Origin of the sequence: Bacillus siamensis (assembly GCF_051628075.1) — a bacterium.
GTDB lineage: Bacteria > Bacillota > Bacilli > Bacillales > Bacillaceae > Bacillus > Bacillus siamensis.
Window position 1 is genome coordinate 2,839,655 of sequence record NZ_CP155579.1, and the last position, 16,836, is coordinate 2,856,490.

Genomic DNA, 16,836 nt, shown 5'->3' on the forward strand with positions numbered 1-16,836 from the left:
TGCATTAGATTCATTTTTCACCCAGTGACAATGACCTAGTCACTTACTTAGCAATGATGTGCCTTCCCCTTATATATTCAGTGTATATGAAGACAAGCCCGAATGACAAATTGCAAACTGCGGCTGCTTGAAACAGAACATGTGTTATGCTACGGTTACTGTAGATTCATTTAAAAAGGGGAGAAACAATGGCTGAAAAAAGTGCACAGCTTTACGGCCAAAAGGGGGTTTTATATGGCTGACTCAAATGTACTCGGAAAACTGGAGCAGCTGGAGCTTATCAAAAAGGCGCTTGATCACGCACGCATCGGCGTGGTGATTACAGACCCCTCTCTTGAGGACAATCCCATCATTTATACGAATCAGGGATTTATGGATATGACAGGCTATTCTTCCGAAGAGATATTAGGTAAGAACTGCAGATTTCTGCAAGGAAAAGAAACCGACCGAAAACAAGTCGCGAAAATAAGAAAAGGCCTAAAACATAAAGAAAAGATCACGGTGCGGCTGAAAAATGTCAAAAAAGACGGCACCCCGTTTTGGAATGAACTCAATATTGATCCTCTTTATGTTGAAGACAAGCTCTATTTTGTCGGTTTTCAAAAAGACATCACAGAGCAGAAAGAGTACGAAAAGCTTCTTGAGGATTCCCTCGGAGAAATTGCGACGCTGTCAACGCCGATCGTTCCGATTCGAAACGGGATCTCCGCCATGCCGTTAGTGGGGAATTTAACAGAAGAACGATTTGATTCCATCGTGACAACTTTGACAGACATATTAACCGCATCTAAAGATGATTACTTAATTATAGACTTATCAGGTTTGGCTGAGGTAAACGAACAGACCGCAGACCGGATTTTCAAATTGCATCATCTGCTTAATTTAATCGGCACAGAATTGATCATCACCGGGATCAAGCCTTCCCTCGCCATGAGAATGAATCAGCTTGATGCAAGCTTTACTTCATTAAAGACGTATTTAAATGTTAAGGACGCGGTCAACGTGCTTCCGGTCTTATAAACAAAAAATCCCGCCGAAACAGCGGGATTTTTCATGTCGTTAACGCACTTGGACGTTTTGTTTATTAACGGTTTTCAGACGTTTGTCATACAGCACCGTCGCTAGGATGCTGACGACAAGAAGCGCCATCAGGATCAAGAGCAGCACGCTCATGCCGTATTGATCAACCAGCACGCCGCCAAGGAGCGGCCCGATCATTCTGCCGCCCGTCGCCGCACTGTTGACGAACCCTTGGTAAAACCCTTCTTTCCCCTTAGGCGCAAGCTGATCGGCAATAGTAGGCACGGCAGGCCAGACAAGCATTTCTCCGATTGTTAAAATCACCATCGCGGTAAGGTACATCGGAAAGTGCTTGGCGCCAAGGAGCACGCCGAACGAGACGATAAAAATACAAAAGCCGATGACCATCTGCGTTTTTAACGCACCGGACCATTTTTTCAGAACAGCACCTATAAGCGGCTGTCCGGCGACAATCAGGATTCCGTTTACGGTCCAGAGCACACTGTATAATGAAAGCGGCATACCGATGCTTTGAGTATGTGACGCAATGGTTGTGGACCACTGCGAATAGGCAATCCACCCGAGAACATACCCGCCGCTCAGTATAAGAAGCGCCGTAAATTTCGTTCTGCTGCTGACAGGCTCGTAGTCCAGTACAGAGACCTGGCCCGCATTTCCGGTTTTAATATTTCGAAACCCGAAAAATACGATAAGGAAAAACAGCACATACAGCAAAGCATTGGCTAAAAACACGTACGTAAACGAGTACGCCGCAACCATTCCGCCGAGTGCTGAACCGACCGCGACACCTGCGTTCTGAGCTACATAAATTGCATTAAAAGCTTTCCGTCCGCCCTCTTTCCAGACTGCTCCCGCCATGGCGTAGCTGGCCGGAAACACGATGCCGGAACCGAACCCGACAACGATGAGCAGCCAAATATAAACGGGCCACTGGTGAAACAGAACGAGTCCGAGAAGACTTGCCAAGGTGATGATAATGCCCAGCATAATGGATTTGAATCCGCCGATTTTATCAAACAAAAATCCGCCGCATAAATTCCCCGCCACACTGGCTCCGGAATTCAGCATCAGCACAATCCCCGCGACAGTCAGCGATTTTCCTAAATGATTATGAATATAGATCGTATTCAGCGGCCACAAAAAAGATGCGCCCGTCACATTGATAAACATTCCGATAATTAATATCTTCAAAGCGCGCGGCATACCGATCCCCCTTTCTCTATAAAAAACCCCATGAAAAAACGGAAACCGCAAGCTGCAGCTCCGTATCGATCACGTTATCATAGCAGATTCATTTTATCGCCGCGGACGCCTTTTTACAACATCAGAATCTGAAAAAAATAATGCCGGAATGTTGAAAAAATTACAAATGATCGGCTTCACAAACATAAGCGGGCTTTATGCTCTTTTCCTCAGAAGCCAAAACGGAATATACAGAATGAAAAAGCTCAGCACAACCGCCGCTTCCATTGAAAGAAGATACCACGGCCAAGGGCCGAGAACATTTAGAAGCGAAGCGGTCTTCGGTTTTTTCATTAAATAGAGGTAGTTTGCATTCAGCACACGGTCAATCAAAAAGACACACGCCCCGTACAGATTTACGATCAGCAATGACACCCAGAGCGCACGCACCGACGGTCTGTACTTTTCCGCTCCGGCCATAAACAGACAGGCTAGAAACACACAGCCGTGCGAGATGAAAAATACGATGTACCGAAAATGAGGGAAAGAATACGCCCCTAAATCAGGTGTGGCCATCGCTTGTATGGCGCTGCCCAAGCCGGCAAAATAGAGAAAGGCGAACAGCTTTTTGCTTTTTGTCATGACCATCAGCATCGCCAAATAGACGGAAAGGTCGCTCAGCTGCAGCGGCAGAGATGTTTTCAGCGACCAGACATGTTGGCTAAGCAGCCATATATGATAGCTGATCTGCGACACGGCTAGAAGAATGAACAGCACATATCGGAAAACGCGATTCGGCCGGCCGTGATGGAGCTTTTTCCGAAATACGATCACGCCCGCCCCCAGCAATCCGATGATCAGCAGCGTGAAAATGTGTTCCTTGGAAAAAAGATGAAAAGCCCCTGTTTCAGATTTCAATTGAAAATACTTCTGCATAAGGCTCCCCCGTGCGAAAAAATGACGTATGTCTATTCTTTTAAAAATCGCTTTTTTCTATTCATGCAAAAAAAAGCCCCGCTGTGCGGGGCTCCTCAACTTGTTTTACAATGCGGACCGAATGACCTTTTTATAATAAAGCACCGACAGCATGCCGAAGATGGAGTACAGCAGCGTGTACAGCGCCATGACGATGATCATCGGCGTCCATACTTCCGTTCCGAACAAAAACCATCCTGACTGAACGGCAAAATAGCTGTGGAACAGCCCGAGAACGAGCGGAATGCCGAAATGATACGCCTGCTTCCGGCGGATGCCTTTCAGCAGATCTCCCGTTGTGAAGCCGAGCTTCCGCAATATCGTGTAATCAGCCTTCTCATCCTCACACTCGCCCATTTGTTTAAAATAAAGGATACAGCCCGAGGTGATCAGAAAAGTTAAGCCTAAAAATCCGACAATAAACATGATCAGCCCCATATTTTTCTTTTGGGTGTCAGCCGTTTCAAACTGTGAAAGGGCGCCGTCTGAATAATGCTGTGCCTGAAACAGGTCATCAGCTTTTTGGACGTCCTCTTCATGTTTGAGTGTAATGCCGAAAAACCGATTTGATTTTCCCTGAATGGACGGGTCGATATCTTTCTCGATCCTGTCAAATACATGCTGTGTGACGATCACGGTCGGCAGCCCTCCGCTTGTAAATGGATATGACAGGATGAAGTCGTTCTTCAAGCCCTTATACGCCAGCGGTATTTTATCCGTTTTGCCGTTTATATCAATGGAACCCGACGTTTTCAAGTCGAGAAATCTTTTCATCATATCATTATATCCGGTAAACACGGCTTCTCCGTCGGAGAGTGACACGCCTTCTGCGTCTTTCTCGCTGACAACCGGCAGCGCCAAGCTGGACGGGTCCTGTGCGAAGCTTTTCATATCGCCGTTTACGATGTTCTTCACATTGACACCGGCTTGAATGGTCTTGATTGTTTTCACTTGATATTCAATACCGTTCTTCTTCAATAAGGCGGTAAATGAGTCTGCCTCCTTTTGGTTATCAAACGCAAAGTCCGCCGCTGTATTTTGCTCAGCCGATTTTTCCGCGGAGTAGTACGATATATAGCTTAAAGACAGCAAACCGATGGACAGCGCCGACAGCGTCGTAATAATTGTCAGCAGGACGGCGTTAGACTTCATCCGGAACATAATGGATGACAAAGACAGCACTTCACTGACATTCAGATACCCGCCTTTTGATTTCCGGATGAGGTTTGCCAAAAAACTGACTGAACCTTTAAAAAACAGATACGTTCCGATAATGACCGATCCAAGAATAAACACCATTGCCGAAAACAGTTCATTCATGGTTGTAAAATGGCCTCCGAATAAATCTGCGGACACGGCATAGCCGGCGATAATGGCCGCGATACCGATGACGCCGATTGTCATCTGCACCCAAGAGAGCCGCCTTATGCCGCTTTCTGACGATGACGCGGTTTTAAATAAAGACAAAATGCTTTGCCGTTTAATAAATAAGTAATTCATCATCATAATCAGCACATAAATGGCCCCGAACACAATTAACGTCTGAACGAGCGCCTTGCTTGAAAAAAACAGTGAGACAGAGGCTTTCACACCGACTGTATGAAACAGCATCATCATACATAATTTCGAGAGAGAAAAGCCGGCAAAAATACCGATCCATATCGATCCGAAATACAAAATGAAGTTTTCTGTGCTGAGTATGCGGAAAATGTGCATTTTCGTCATGCCGATTAATCGGAATAAGCCGATTTCCCGGCCGCGGCGTTTGATAAAAATGGTGTTGGCGTATAAAAGAAATACCGACACGATCGCCACAAGCAGAATAGAGGCGGCCCGAATTGCCGCCGCTCCTTTTATGGAGCTTTTCATTTCATCAAGCGCCGGATCGTATTGCATCGTGACAAACGCGAAATAAAGGGCGGCGCTGAACACCAGCGCAAACACGTAAAGGTAATAGTTTTTCATATTCTTTTTCAGGTTCTGGAAGATCAAATGATGAATGCTCATGCCTGAACTCCGCCCAATACACCTTGCGTTTTCATAATATCCTGAAAAAAGTCCGGTCTGTCCTGGCCGCCTTTATTCAGCTGTGTATACACGCGGCCGTCTTTAATGAAAACCACACGTCCGGAATAACTGGCGGCAACCGGATCATGCGTCACCATCACAATGGTGGCGCGGCGCTTCTGATTCAAACGGCTGAGTTTATTCAGCAAATCCGAAGCGGCTTTAGAATCAAGCGCTCCCGTCGGCTCATCAGCAAAAATAATCCCCGGCTCGTGAATAACAGCTCTCGCGGCAGACGTCCGCTGTTTTTGTCCGCCGGAAATTTCACTCGGATACTTATCTCTCAACTCATAGATGCCAAGCTCCTCTGCCGTCTCGGCAAAACGCCGGTCCGCCTCTTTTTTAGGCATTTTCGTAATGGATAACGGCAGGAGTATGTTTTCTTTCACGGTCAGCGTATCCAATAAATTATAATCCTGAAAGATAAAACCGAGGTGCCGTTTTCTGAATTCGGCAAGCTGTTTTTCTTTCATGGATGTGATCTCCGTCTCATTCAGTCTGATCGTGCCCGCGCTCACTTTATCAATGGAAGAAAGCACATTCAAAAGAGTGGTTTTCCCTGATCCTGACGGGCCCATAATGCTGACGAATTCCCCTTTTTGGATCTGAAGATCAATTCCTTTCAGCACCTCCTGCTTATTCAGCTTATTTCCGTAGTTTTTTCGAATATTGCCTGCTTCTAAGATCATTACGTTACGATTCTCCTTTTACATTGGTTATCTTCATTTTAAAAACAAAAGCCGTTTTTTTCGTTTGATTAAGCGAACAAAAGAGAAAAGCATGTGACACTTTTGTCACACGCTGAACATGCTGACGGCGTCGTTTTGTTTCGGAAATACCAAGATAAAAACCGTGCCTCGTTTCGGCTCTGATCGCACGCTGATCTGGATGTGAAGCGGAGCCGCAGCTTTTCGAGCCAAATACAGGCCCATTCCCGTTGACGCGTGATCACGGCTCATCCGCGTGGAGGTAAACCCCTTTTCAAAAATGCGCGGAAGATCTTTAGGCTTGATGCCGATGCCGCGGTCTTTGATATCCACATGCACCCGGCCGTTTAGTTCATAGCTTTTTACGGTTATATCATCCGCTTCGCTGTATTTGACGGCATTGCTTAACAGCTGTCTGATGATGAAAGAAAGCCATTTTCCGTCACTGAGAACGTCCTGTGCCTCAAGCTGTATGTCAAACCCGATTCCTTTTTGTATACACCATGATTGCAGATTTTTAATTTCTTTGAAAACGAGCGGGCGGAGCTGAATGCGCTGGAACGATAAATCATTTTCGATAAAGGACAATCGTTTCTGATGAAGCTGCTGGTCGAGGAGATGGTGAATCCGCAGCCATTCATAATGCAAAGGGGCTTTCAGCGGCTGTTCATCAAGGCGCTCGATCATGAGATGCATCGCTGTCAGCGGTGTTTTGACTTCGTGAATCCACGACATCAGCTCATCCTTCTCATGCTCTGACGCCGCCTGCATATGAAGTGAGCTATTTCTTAATCGCTCTGTCTGTTCTTCAATGCTTTCTTCAATGATCAACTCAAACGGACTGTCGGGCGCTTTTAGACCGGAAATATCTAAATCAGCGTCCCAATCTTTTAAGCTTTTATAAAAAGCGGTCTCTTTCCGATAGCGGAACAAGAGAAAAACGAGAAAGGCGAGAAGTGACAAATAAATAAAATACAGCGCCGATAAAAATGGAATGGACGGATCAATATATGCCGCGAAAAGGAGTACGGCCTGCTGAAAAAGAAACATCGCGATCCAGCTTTTTCTTTCGAGCAGAAATGATTTAATCATAAAGACCGTCTTCCTCCTTCGCGATATACCCCTGTCCCACTTTGGTCTCAATCATTTTCCCGATACCTAAATGATCGAGCTTTTTCCGCAGCCGGTTGACATTCACCGTCAGCGTGTTATCGCTGACGAAACGTTCATCGTTCCATAGGCTTCTGATGAGTTCTTCGCGGCTGACGATTTTATTTTTCTGCTCGGCCAGCAGCTTTAAAATCAGCATTTCGTTTTTGGTCAGTTCGACCGAACCGTTTTTATGGCTGACTGTGCCGGTTTCTGTGTCAATGACCGCCCCGCACCATCTTTTCATCAGCACCGGTTCTGTGCCGTATTGGTGCACGCGGCGGAATACCGCCTGGATTTTCGCGATTAACACATCAAAGTGAAAAGGCTTCTGTATAAAATCATCCGCCCCGAGCTGCATCGACATGACCATATCTGCCGGATGGTCACGCGAGGACAAAAACAGAATCGGTACGTTTGATTGAGAGCGTATCATTCTGCACCAGTGAAAGCCGTCAAATTTCGGCAGCTGTACATCAATGATTACCAAATCAGGCTTGATTTGTGAAAACTCCTGAATGACCCGGCTGAAATCCTTTATTCCGTGCACCGCAAATGACCAGCCCGTTAATCTTTCTTTCATCTCGTGAAACAAAGTGTTATCATCTTCTATTAACAAAATGTGAAACATTTGTATTCACCCTTTTCTGATTAATAGATGAAAAACCGGCTGTTGCGTACAGCCGGTTTTTTCTCTTTACAATTCTCTTCTTAATGCGGTCAGAACGTTGGTTTTTGTCGCTTTCCGTGCCGGATTCATACCGGAGATCACCGCGACCCCCGCACAAATGACCACTGCGATCACCACGAGGCTGAGCGGAATATAAGAGAAGGTATAATGAAGATCTTCAGCTCCGGTATTTCCCCCTACCGCTTTCAAGATAACCGGCACAGCCAGATTGACGGCAAAACTCACTCCGTAAGAAATGATAATACCAATGACAGAACCTAGTATCCCGATATAGGCGCTTTCCATCAGGAACATTCTGCGGATGATGGACGGGCTTGCGCCGATCGCTTTCATAATCCCGATTTCCTGCGTTCTTTCCGTAACCGCCATCGTCATCGTATTGAAAATACCGATGGCAGAAATGACGACGGCGATAAAGCCGACAAAGATCAGACCGATTTTAAAGACGAGGAAAAACGTGTTGACGCCTTGCAGCTCGGTTGTGACGGACATGACTTGATAACCGTCATCACTCAAATCATTTGTTAACTGTTCAACATTGTCAAATTTGTCAGCGTAGACTTTTATGCTTTTTTCAGCATTTCCGCCTTTAAAATCTAAGAATTTCGAAAAATCCTTTTTGAATTGATCACTGATAAAAATATTTGTGTCCTCCATCCAATCTTGGGACGGTTTTTTTGTAATCCCGACAATTTTAAAGTCGTATGTTTTGGTTCCTTCCGTTTTTCCGCTATCATTGTTCGTTTTAGAAATGCTCAGCTGTATGGTTTTATTCAGCAGATCCTTCGTATAGCCTTTTGGCTTTTTCACATCCGAGACATCGTCTTGATGATCCTTTAAGTCCTTGTTGTAAGCCTCAGCTTCTTTTTTCGTCCATAGGTTTTTCGCGAAATCATAACCGACCACAATTTCATTTTCTGATTTGGCTACTCTTCCCTGATCAAGCTCCATATTGGCTTTTACTTCATCTTTCATGTTCGTTAACACGACCGTTGAACCTTCGTTTGTCCTGTTATCCAATGACGCTTTATTCGGTTCATATACTTCGGTTCTTTCAACGACAGACTTGACATTCTTATATTTTTCCAAGTCTGATTTCTTCACGGCTTTTCCGTTCTCTTGGCCGAGCACTCTTATTTCCGTTACGATCTGCTGGCTCATAGTTATGTCTGTTATCGTTTTTTGTATGCCGAATCCGACGGAGGCCAGCACAACCAAAAATGCACATGCCATCGTTGTTGCAAGCACAGTCATGAAAACACGCAGGCGGTTTTTCTTCATATTTCTTCTGATAAAGTGAACCTGATCCTTAAATCTCAACAGTAACGCCCCCTTTTAATACGCCGTCATGCAGCTGGAATTTTGAGTGCGCAATCGAAGCGACTTCATCGTCATGCGTGATGATGACAAAAGTAATCCCGCGCTCCCGGTTCAACTGCTGAATTAATGCAAGCACCTCAAGCTCCGTTTCCGAATCAAGGCTTCCCGTCGGCTCATCTGCTAAAATGATCGACGGATTTAAAATCAGCGCTCTTGCGATGCTGACACGCTGCTGCTGGCCGCCTGACAGCTCATTCGGATAATGATTCGCATGATTCTCAAGCCCGACCCGTTTCAGCATGTCCGCGACTTTCTGCTTCCGTTCAGACGGTTTAACTCCTTTTAGGGCAAGCGGCATTTCAACATTTTCATAGGTTGTCAGACTCGGAATGAGCTGGAAGCTTTGAAAAATAAAGCCGAAATGCCCGAGGCGGAACTGAGCCCACTCCTTTTCACTGAAGCCCGTCACATCAGTGCCGTTAATGACGATACGCCCCTTCGTCGGCGCTATGTAGCCGGAAATTAAATTCAGAAGCGTCGATTTTCCGGAACCGCTTCGCCCGACGATACAGGCGATTTCCCCTTTTTCAACCGTCAAAGAGACGTCTTTCAGCACCGGAACCTGACTCTCTCTGCCTTTCCTGCCGATTTTAAATGAATGATCGATATGCTGTACCTCTATCACGTACACCACTCCCCTTTATATTTGTTTCGTTTTTTTATAGATGAAGTAATAACTGATGAAAAACCCGATCACCGCGCCGATCAGCATGCCGAATATGTAACCGGTATATGAACCGTTACCGTTATAAGCATATCCGCATACACCCGCACTTCCCAGCATACTAAGCGCCATGACCAGCCCTTGGATCATGCGTTCTGTATGTTTGTTTAAGATAAAATGTCCGCTTCGCTCACTCGGCATTTTCAGGAAATTCACATAGCCGAAAAGATAGAAACAAAATCCCATTAAGGCAGATATAAGCAAGGCATGTTTCGTGTAATACATCCATGGTGTATGGATGTAAGCGGCAGGCATGAAATAGATCAGAAATCCGCTCCAAGGAAAATCAATATTCTGCACAGACTGGCTGCCAAAAAGGAACTCAGCATTTAACAGGTAAATGATCAAGACAACGATCGGAAAAACGGAGACCATGAACGCTGTGATCAGCTGTGCTGCTAAATTGCCTGTTATCGTGCCGGCGGCTGTCACTAATGCATAAATCATCAAGCTGATGACCAGCATCCCGGCGCTGAATGAGTGAAAATGATCTACAGCGTCAGGTTTAAGCGCAAGAAACAATATGTCAGATAATCCGTAAGAAACAAGCTGCGAGCCGGCTAACACGGATGCTCCCAACAAAAACTTAGTATGGAATATCCGGCTTCTCGAATACGGCAGACTCAATGTGAACATGTTTTCAGCCCGTCCCGCTCTTGTCAGAAAAAGCCCCAATATAACCGGAGGAATGAAGTGCAGCCCAATCAAATTCTGATTGCTGTAATTCATGCTGAATGTACAAACTGAACCTGAATATTGATGAAGCGCACCCAAACAATCTTTATAGTGAAAATACTCATTTATAATTGCCAAAGGGCCTAATATAGATAAGAACCCCGCTGTAAGCAGCAGCAGCGTCTGCCGCTGCTTCCATTCTTTATAAAGCAAACCGTTAATCGGCACCTTGCCTTCCCCCAAACTTCTCATTTGCAAACGAATCTACATATGCTTTGTTTTCCTGTAAACCGTAAAATAAGTGATAAAAAACCCGATAACCGCGCCGAAGAACATGCCGGCTAAATAGCCGAACATCGTGTTTGTGACTCCATATCCGAATAATCCAAACCCCATAACGGCAAACACAATCACCAAAATCTGCACCGGGCGGTCCAATTTTCTCCAAAGAAAGAATCTGCCGTTCCGTTCATTCGGATGTTTCAGAAAGCTGACATAACCGATCAGATAAAAGACGAGGCTCATCACTGCCGGAATTATTAAGACTAAATCTCTTTCTCTGATCCAGTCGTTAAACACATATCCAATAGGAGTTATAAATACAAAAAGACGAGATTCGATATAGCTGCTGATGAAAGAGAATTGATTTCCCACACTAATATCGAAAACAACCTCCAGATTCGCGGCCGGCAGACCGATGAGTAAAAAGGGCAGAACCGTTACTGTAAACGCCGTTAACAGCTGGGCGAATATATGTCCCGTTAATGCGCCGGCTGCCATTAACAGGGCGAAAGCCATAAAACTGATCACAATCACTCCGATTGAAACATGATCAAAATCGTTCGTATGGCTCGGTTTCAGCAAAGATATGAGCAATGACGCCGCTCCGTAGCCTATCGCCTGAGGAACAACAATGACTGCCGTGCCAAGCCAGAATTTAGTCTGGTAAATTTGACTTCTGCTGTAAGGCATGCTTAACAGTGCATCCATCGTTCCTTTGGTCCGTTCCAAACCCAATAAGCAGGCAGCAACGATGACACTCACAACCCAGCTGAAAGAAAGAAGCGACCCATTCGTATAACTCAACGTAAATTCACAATCTTGAAGTACTTGGTTATTCAAACATCCTTGATATGTTGAGTAGTTGTTATAAACCATAAAAGGGTTTGCCGCTATTAAAAAAATACCGCTCAACAAAAACAGCCACTGATTTTTCTTCCATTCCGTGTACAATAGTCCCCGCGGTATCATTCCGGTTCTCCTTTCTTACACATGCTTCGTTTTTTTATAAATTACAAAATAACTGACCAAAAACCCAACCGCTCCTCCGACAAGCATCCCGACTACATATCCTGTCATTGTATGGCCCGTCGAATACCCAGACAGACCAAAACCGAGAACGGCGATAATGATCACTACAATCTGAACGGGGCGGTCAAGCTGTCTCCAGAGGAAAAAACGGCCGTTCCGTTCCGCCGGCTGTCTGACATAGCAAAAGTACCCAATGGCATAAAATACAATGCTCATCAATGCCGGGATGAGTAATATATACTTGCTGGCAGATACCCAATCCGTATTAACATACATGATCGGAATCAGATATTGAAACGAATCGTTTAGGTAAGCATTGACTGACGGCATCAGCTCATGCATGCCGACCCCGAAGATGACTTCCGCATTTGTCAGCGGCAACGAAATAATCAGGTAAGGCGCTATCGACACAGTAAACGCCGTTAACAGCTGGGCGAACGTATTGCCCGTTAAGCAGCCTGCACTCGCGACCAATGCAAAAGCCAAAATACTCACAATGATCTCACCGACGCTGTAATGATGGAAGAAATATACGCGCTCAGGCTTTAACAGAAGAATGAGCAGCTCAGCCAGCCCGTAGCCGATGACTTGGAATCCGGCAATGACCGCCGCTCCGAGCCAAAATTTGGTGTGAAACACCTGAGCGCGGGAATAAGGCAGACTGAACAGCGCATCAATCGTTCCTTTCGTACGCTCCAGTCCGAATAAGCAAACTGCCAAAATCACAGCGGGCGCCCAGTTCAAGCTCAGCATTCTGCTATCCAAAGAATTCACATAAAACTTACAATATGCTCCGTGGGTATCCAGACAGCCTTGGTAGACCAGATAGGTATTTAATACTTCAAACGGATTAACTGCCGCTAAAAAAATGCCGACCATCACGAGAACAGTTCGATTCTGCATCCATTCTCTGTACAGCAATCCTCTGTCTACCATCTCCGGTTCCCCCCAAACTTCGCGATGAAGACTTCTTCTAAATTCACAGGAAGTTCGTTCCATACTTTCGGCCGCAGCTCTTGCAGAAATTTCTTTTTCTTCTCATCGTTTTTCGGAATCAGCACTGTATAAAATACACCGGCATGGTCGAGAATCGGTATGTTTTGTTCTCTGATCATCAAGTTGACATCCTCTTCAAACGCCATTTGGATTTTCATGTATTCTTCCTTCATATCATCCAAATCCATCACATTCGTCAGCTGGTTGCCTTCCAAAAATCCGATCCGGTTGCACATTCGCTCAATATCTTCTAAACGATGTGAGGTAATCAGGATGCTCGTTTCCCGTTCAGCGACTTCGTCCACCATAAGCTGAAGCACGTCATGACGTGTTACGGCGTCAATGCCGTCCGTCGGTTCATCCAAAAGAATCAGTGCCGGCCGTGAAGCAAAGGCAAGGACGAGCGCGAGCTGTTTTTTCAGCCCTGTTGATAGTTCACGGTATTTCTTCGTTTCCGGAATATTGTACCTGTTCATCAGCTCATTGGCGTAAGTCACATCAAAATTCGGATAGATTCTGCTTACAATCGCAACAAGCTGTTTATATGTATATTTGTCATAAAAAGGATTTTCAACAGGCATATAAATGATATTCTGTTTTACTTTTGGGTGCCGCTTTATTTCCACCTGATTAAATAAAACCGTTCCTTGATCCGGCAGGAGAATCTGCTGAATGAGCCGGAGCAGCGTTGTTTTCCCTGATCCGTTTCGGCCTAGCAGCCCGAAAATTTCTCCTTTTCCGATAGTAAGTGAAATATCTTTGAGCACTTCTTTACCGTCAATTGTTTTTGAGAGATTACGCAATTCAATCATGATCCGTGCCTCCTTTCACATCAGCGCTGATTTCCTTTATCCATTCCTGCAGCTTCTCCAGCTCAACTCCCGCGTAATGGGCATCGATGATGAGCTGTTTCAATTGCTCTTTTATCATCGTCATCTTCCCTTCAACCAATGTCTTTTTTGCATTCTCCGATATATACGTTCCTCTTCCCCGCAGCGTTTCAATGACGCCATCGCGTTCAAGCTCCTTGTACGCTTTGCTGACGGTATTCGGATTGGCGATAATGATCGTTGCCAATTCTCTGACAGAAGGAAGTTTATCCCCCGGCTTCATGATCCCTTTCAAACAAAGCTCTTTCAATTGCTGTATGATTTGCTCATAAATCGGAGTTGAGCTTCTCGGGTCGATTTGAATCATTTACTTCCCTTCTTTCTTTTACGAGCTGCTCGATTTCTTTAAATGTTCTGCCACTGAAAACCGATGACGACAAGAATGACAAACAGACTGCTGGCCAAAACCGAAGCGGCGATAATAAGAGGCACATCTTGTTTTACGGATCTTTTGTTTTTCATGAAAGCTCTCCTTTCCTTTGCTCAGCATTTATATGTCGTTTTTATTTTTTTGAGTGTTTGTAGTGTATTACGTCAAGTAGTACACATAATACAATAAACACACTCCGCCTTATTGTCAATTCTTTTTTGAAAAGAAATACAAAAAAACCTGCCGGGATTCCGGCAGGGTTTTTTTGCACCATCTGAGACAGCGCAGTCAGTAATCGAAATTACGCTGCAAAATCATATTGTTTTGCAAAGTCTGCAGCTGCAGCCTCATTCGGTAAAGCTGTTCTCTCTGCTGATCATTCGCAGATAATGACAGCTTGTTTAATTCATTCACCGCGTTTTCAAGCATCATTTGCGCTTCACTGTACTCATTATCATTATAATGCTCTTGTTTTGAAGCGGTTATAAATTGCTCATTCGCAAATTCATACGCCTGTTCGCTTCTTTGGAGATGTTCATCTACTGATTGTCTTGTTGCCAACGAAACCCCTCCTCAGTGAATGGAAATCAAATTTAGTTTGAGCGGATGAAAAATGAATAACACCCGAAGGTTGCAGGAAAGTGAACCAAATTTTCCGTATATCAGCTAAAGGAATGAGAATTCTGTCTGCAGTCATAATAAGCAAAAGAAAGCCGCATCTGTTTTCACATTGTGAACCCCCATCATTCATGCTACAATTTTAGGATGCATCTGATGTGAGGGAGGCTTTTTGAACATTGAACGAGAATAACCCTTTTCCTTATTCAAATACGGAAAAACGGTACCATACATTAAATTATCATCTGCGGGAGCATTTCGGACATAAAGTGTTTAAAGTCGCGCTTGACGGCGGTTTTGACTGTCCGAATCGGGACGGCACGGTTGCACACGGCGGCTGCACGTTCTGCAGCGCTGCGGGCTCCGGCGATTTTGCCGGCAACCGGGCCGATGACTTAATCACGCAATTTCACGATATCAAAAACCGCATGCACGAAAAGTGGAAAGACGGCAAATATATCGCATATTTTCAAGCTTTCACGAATACGCATGCTCCGGTAGAGGAGCTGCGTGAGAAATTTGAATCCGTACTCAAGCTTGACGGCGTTGTCGGCATGTCTATCGCAACCCGTCCGGACTGCCTGCCCGATGATGTCGTGGAATATTTAGCCGAACTGAATGAGCGGACATATTTGTGGGTTGAGCTCGGGCTGCAGACCGTACATGAGCGGACCGCCCTTCTGATCAACCGCGCCCATGATTTTGACTGCTATGTTGAGGGCGTCAATAAGCTGAGAAAACACGGCATCCGCGTTTGTTCCCATATCATTAACGGGCTTCCGCTCGAAAACAGGGACATGATGATGGAAACGGCCAAAGCGGTTGCCGATTTGGATGTTCAAGGCATCAAAATTCACCTGCTTCATTTATTAAAAGGCACACCGATGGTGAAGCAGTATGAAAAAGGAAAGCTCGAATTTCTTTCTCAGGAAGAATATGTCCAGCTTGTATGTGATCAGCTCGAAATCATTCCCCCGGAAATGATCGTTCACCGCATTACGGGAGACGGGCCGATCGAATTAATGGTCGGACCAATGTGGAGCGTCAACAAGTGGGAAGTACTGGGCGCCATTCAAAAAGAGCTGGAAGCACGCGGAAGCTATCAAGGAAAGCTTTTCAGGAAAATCGGGGAGGAGACTGCCCTATGACCTTGATGCATATCCTCCCTTTCAGTAAAGAATTGCTGAAGTCAGCCGCTCAAGAAGGAGATATCACGGTCGACGCGACGATGGGCAACGGACATGATACATATTTTCTGGCAGGCCTTGTCGGTGAGACAGGACATGTTCATGCCTTTGATATTCAAGCGGACGCACTCGCCAAAACGAAGGAGCGGCTCGGTGCCGCCTTCAGCCCGCGCGTCACGCTTCACCATAAGAGCCATGATCAAATCAAGGCCTCTCTGCCCAAGGAAGCGCACGGGCATGTGGCTTGTGCGGTGTTTAATCTCGGCTATCTGCCCGGCGGCGATAAAAGCATTACGACAAACGGCCGCTCAACCATTTCTGCCATCGAACAGCTCCTTGAGCTGCTGAAGGAAAACGGGCTGATCGTTCTCGTTGTCTACCACGGGCATCCTGAAGGCAAGACGGAAAAAAGTGCATTACTGGAGTACTGCAGCAATCTTGATCAGGAAAAAGCCCGCGTGCTGAGCTACGGCTTTCTCAATCAGCGAAACGATCCGCCGTTTATTATAGCGATTGAAAAGAAATCTGCCGCCAAATAAAGAATCGGCCTGTCATAAGAGGGCCGATTCTTTTTGTGAATGGTGTTTACATTTTTTCGAAAGTCCCTTACCATGAATAATGGAAAAAAGTACATGTTTAAATGCAACATCCGGGAGGAGCAGCAGTTTGAATATTCTTCGCATCATATTTTCCAGTGTTCCCTATGTCATGTTCGTCATCATCTTATCAAGACATTTAGGATTTGAATTCGCGAAAACCTACTATTGGTGGTTTGCCGCATTTTTCGTCATCGGGCTGATCGGCAAATTTGCAATGCACCTTGCGGCAAAAAAGAAGCCATTAAAAAAAGAGACAGCGTAAATCGCATGTTTC

General features: G+C 45.3%; 17 protein-coding genes and 1 pseudogene. 4 read left to right on the forward strand and 14 right to left on the reverse strand.

The genetic code is table 11. The annotated features are described in order from the left end of the window. Window positions 1–234: 234 nt before the first annotated feature. Complete coding sequence (locus tag ABDB98_RS13870) at window positions 235–1,020, forward strand: PAS domain-containing protein (RefSeq protein WP_438420429.1); 786 nt, start codon at window positions 235–237, stop codon at window positions 1,018–1,020. Between the two features lie 39 nt (window positions 1,021–1,059). Here ABDB98_RS13870 and ABDB98_RS13875 read toward each other — a convergent pair whose 3' ends face one another. The 14 genes and pseudogenes from ABDB98_RS13875 to ABDB98_RS13940 all read right to left on the reverse strand — a co-directional run bounded on the left by ABDB98_RS13875 (window position 1,060) and on the right by ABDB98_RS13940 (window position 14,719). Continuing rightward, window positions 1,060–2,244, reverse strand: a complete 1,185-nt coding sequence (locus tag ABDB98_RS13875; protein ID WP_438420430.1) for an MDR family MFS transporter — start codon at window positions 2,242–2,244, stop codon at window positions 1,060–1,062. A gap of 195 nt (window positions 2,245–2,439) precedes the next feature. After that, window positions 2,440–3,159, reverse strand: coding sequence for a YwaF family protein (locus ABDB98_RS13880; RefSeq protein ID WP_438420431.1), 720 nt, complete (start codon window positions 3,157–3,159; stop codon window positions 2,440–2,442). 105 nt (window positions 3,160–3,264) lie between these two features. Beyond that, window positions 3,265–5,205: an ABC transporter permease gene (locus tag ABDB98_RS13885; RefSeq protein WP_438420432.1), complete on the reverse strand. Its 1,941-nt coding sequence runs from the start codon at window positions 5,203–5,205 to the stop codon at window positions 3,265–3,267. Next, window positions 5,198–5,954, reverse strand: a pseudogene (locus ABDB98_RS13890) (ABC transporter ATP-binding protein); the annotation flags it as partial. The gene ABDB98_RS13885 and the pseudogene ABDB98_RS13890, both read right to left, overlap by 8 nt. A gap of 105 nt (window positions 5,955–6,059) precedes the next feature. Further along, window positions 6,060–7,064, reverse strand: coding sequence for a sensor histidine kinase (locus ABDB98_RS13895; protein WP_438420433.1), 1,005 nt, complete (start codon window positions 7,062–7,064; stop codon window positions 6,060–6,062). Continuing rightward, window positions 7,057–7,752, reverse strand: coding sequence for a response regulator transcription factor (locus ABDB98_RS13900; protein WP_438420434.1), 696 nt, complete (start codon window positions 7,750–7,752; stop codon window positions 7,057–7,059). The genes ABDB98_RS13895 and ABDB98_RS13900 overlap by 8 nt, the downstream gene beginning before the upstream one ends. A gap of 66 nt (window positions 7,753–7,818) precedes the next feature. Continuing rightward, entirely contained in the window at window positions 7,819–9,132 is a 1,314-nt protein-coding gene (locus ABDB98_RS13905; protein ID WP_060964502.1) for an ABC transporter permease, read from the reverse strand. Next, complete coding sequence (locus ABDB98_RS13910; RefSeq protein ID WP_060964501.1) at window positions 9,122–9,817, reverse strand: ABC transporter ATP-binding protein; 696 nt, start codon at window positions 9,815–9,817, stop codon at window positions 9,122–9,124. Before ABDB98_RS13910 ends, ABDB98_RS13905 begins: the two co-directional genes overlap by 11 nt. Window positions 9,818–9,832: 15 nt before the next feature. Further along, window positions 9,833–10,819, reverse strand: coding sequence for an ABC transporter permease (locus tag ABDB98_RS13915; RefSeq protein WP_438420435.1), 987 nt, complete (start codon window positions 10,817–10,819; stop codon window positions 9,833–9,835). A gap of 36 nt (window positions 10,820–10,855) precedes the next feature. Beyond that, entirely contained in the window at window positions 10,856–11,842 is a 987-nt protein-coding gene (locus ABDB98_RS13920; protein WP_438420436.1) for an ABC transporter permease subunit, read from the reverse strand. Window positions 11,843–11,857: 15 nt separating this feature from the next. Beyond that, window positions 11,858–12,838: an ABC transporter permease subunit gene (locus tag ABDB98_RS13925; RefSeq protein WP_438420437.1), complete on the reverse strand. Its 981-nt coding sequence runs from the start codon at window positions 12,836–12,838 to the stop codon at window positions 11,858–11,860. Then, on the reverse strand, window positions 12,832–13,710 hold the full coding sequence (locus ABDB98_RS13930) for an ABC transporter ATP-binding protein (protein WP_438420438.1): 879 nt from the start codon (window positions 13,708–13,710) through the stop codon (window positions 12,832–12,834). Before ABDB98_RS13930 ends, ABDB98_RS13925 begins: the two co-directional genes overlap by 7 nt. After that, on the reverse strand, window positions 13,703–14,095 hold the full coding sequence (locus ABDB98_RS13935; RefSeq protein WP_016938498.1) for a GntR family transcriptional regulator: 393 nt from the start codon (window positions 14,093–14,095) through the stop codon (window positions 13,703–13,705). Before ABDB98_RS13935 ends, ABDB98_RS13930 begins: the two co-directional genes overlap by 8 nt. 351 nt (window positions 14,096–14,446) lie before the next feature. Beyond that, on the reverse strand, window positions 14,447–14,719 hold the full coding sequence (locus ABDB98_RS13940) for a YtzC family protein (RefSeq protein ID WP_016938496.1): 273 nt from the start codon (window positions 14,717–14,719) through the stop codon (window positions 14,447–14,449). A 236-nt stretch (window positions 14,720–14,955) separates the two neighbouring features. Between ABDB98_RS13940 and ABDB98_RS13945 the strand changes: the two genes are divergently transcribed. The 3 genes from ABDB98_RS13945 (at window position 14,956) to ABDB98_RS13955 (ending at window position 16,824) form a co-directional block, all read left to right on the forward strand. After that, the gene (locus ABDB98_RS13945; RefSeq protein WP_016938493.1) at window positions 14,956–15,924 is read left to right on the forward strand and encodes a TIGR01212 family radical SAM protein; all 969 of its coding nucleotides are present in this window, start codon (window positions 14,956–14,958) and stop codon (window positions 15,922–15,924) included. Beyond that, window positions 15,921–16,502, forward strand: a complete 582-nt coding sequence (locus ABDB98_RS13950) for a tRNA (mnm(5)s(2)U34)-methyltransferase (protein ID WP_438420439.1) — start codon at window positions 15,921–15,923, stop codon at window positions 16,500–16,502. Before ABDB98_RS13945 ends, ABDB98_RS13950 begins: the two co-directional genes overlap by 4 nt. Before the next feature lie 127 nt (window positions 16,503–16,629). Then, window positions 16,630–16,824 (forward strand): hypothetical protein, encoded by a 195-nt coding sequence (locus tag ABDB98_RS13955; RefSeq protein WP_003152265.1) that lies wholly within the window; start codon window positions 16,630–16,632, stop codon window positions 16,822–16,824. Window positions 16,825–16,836: the final 12 nt, after the last annotated feature.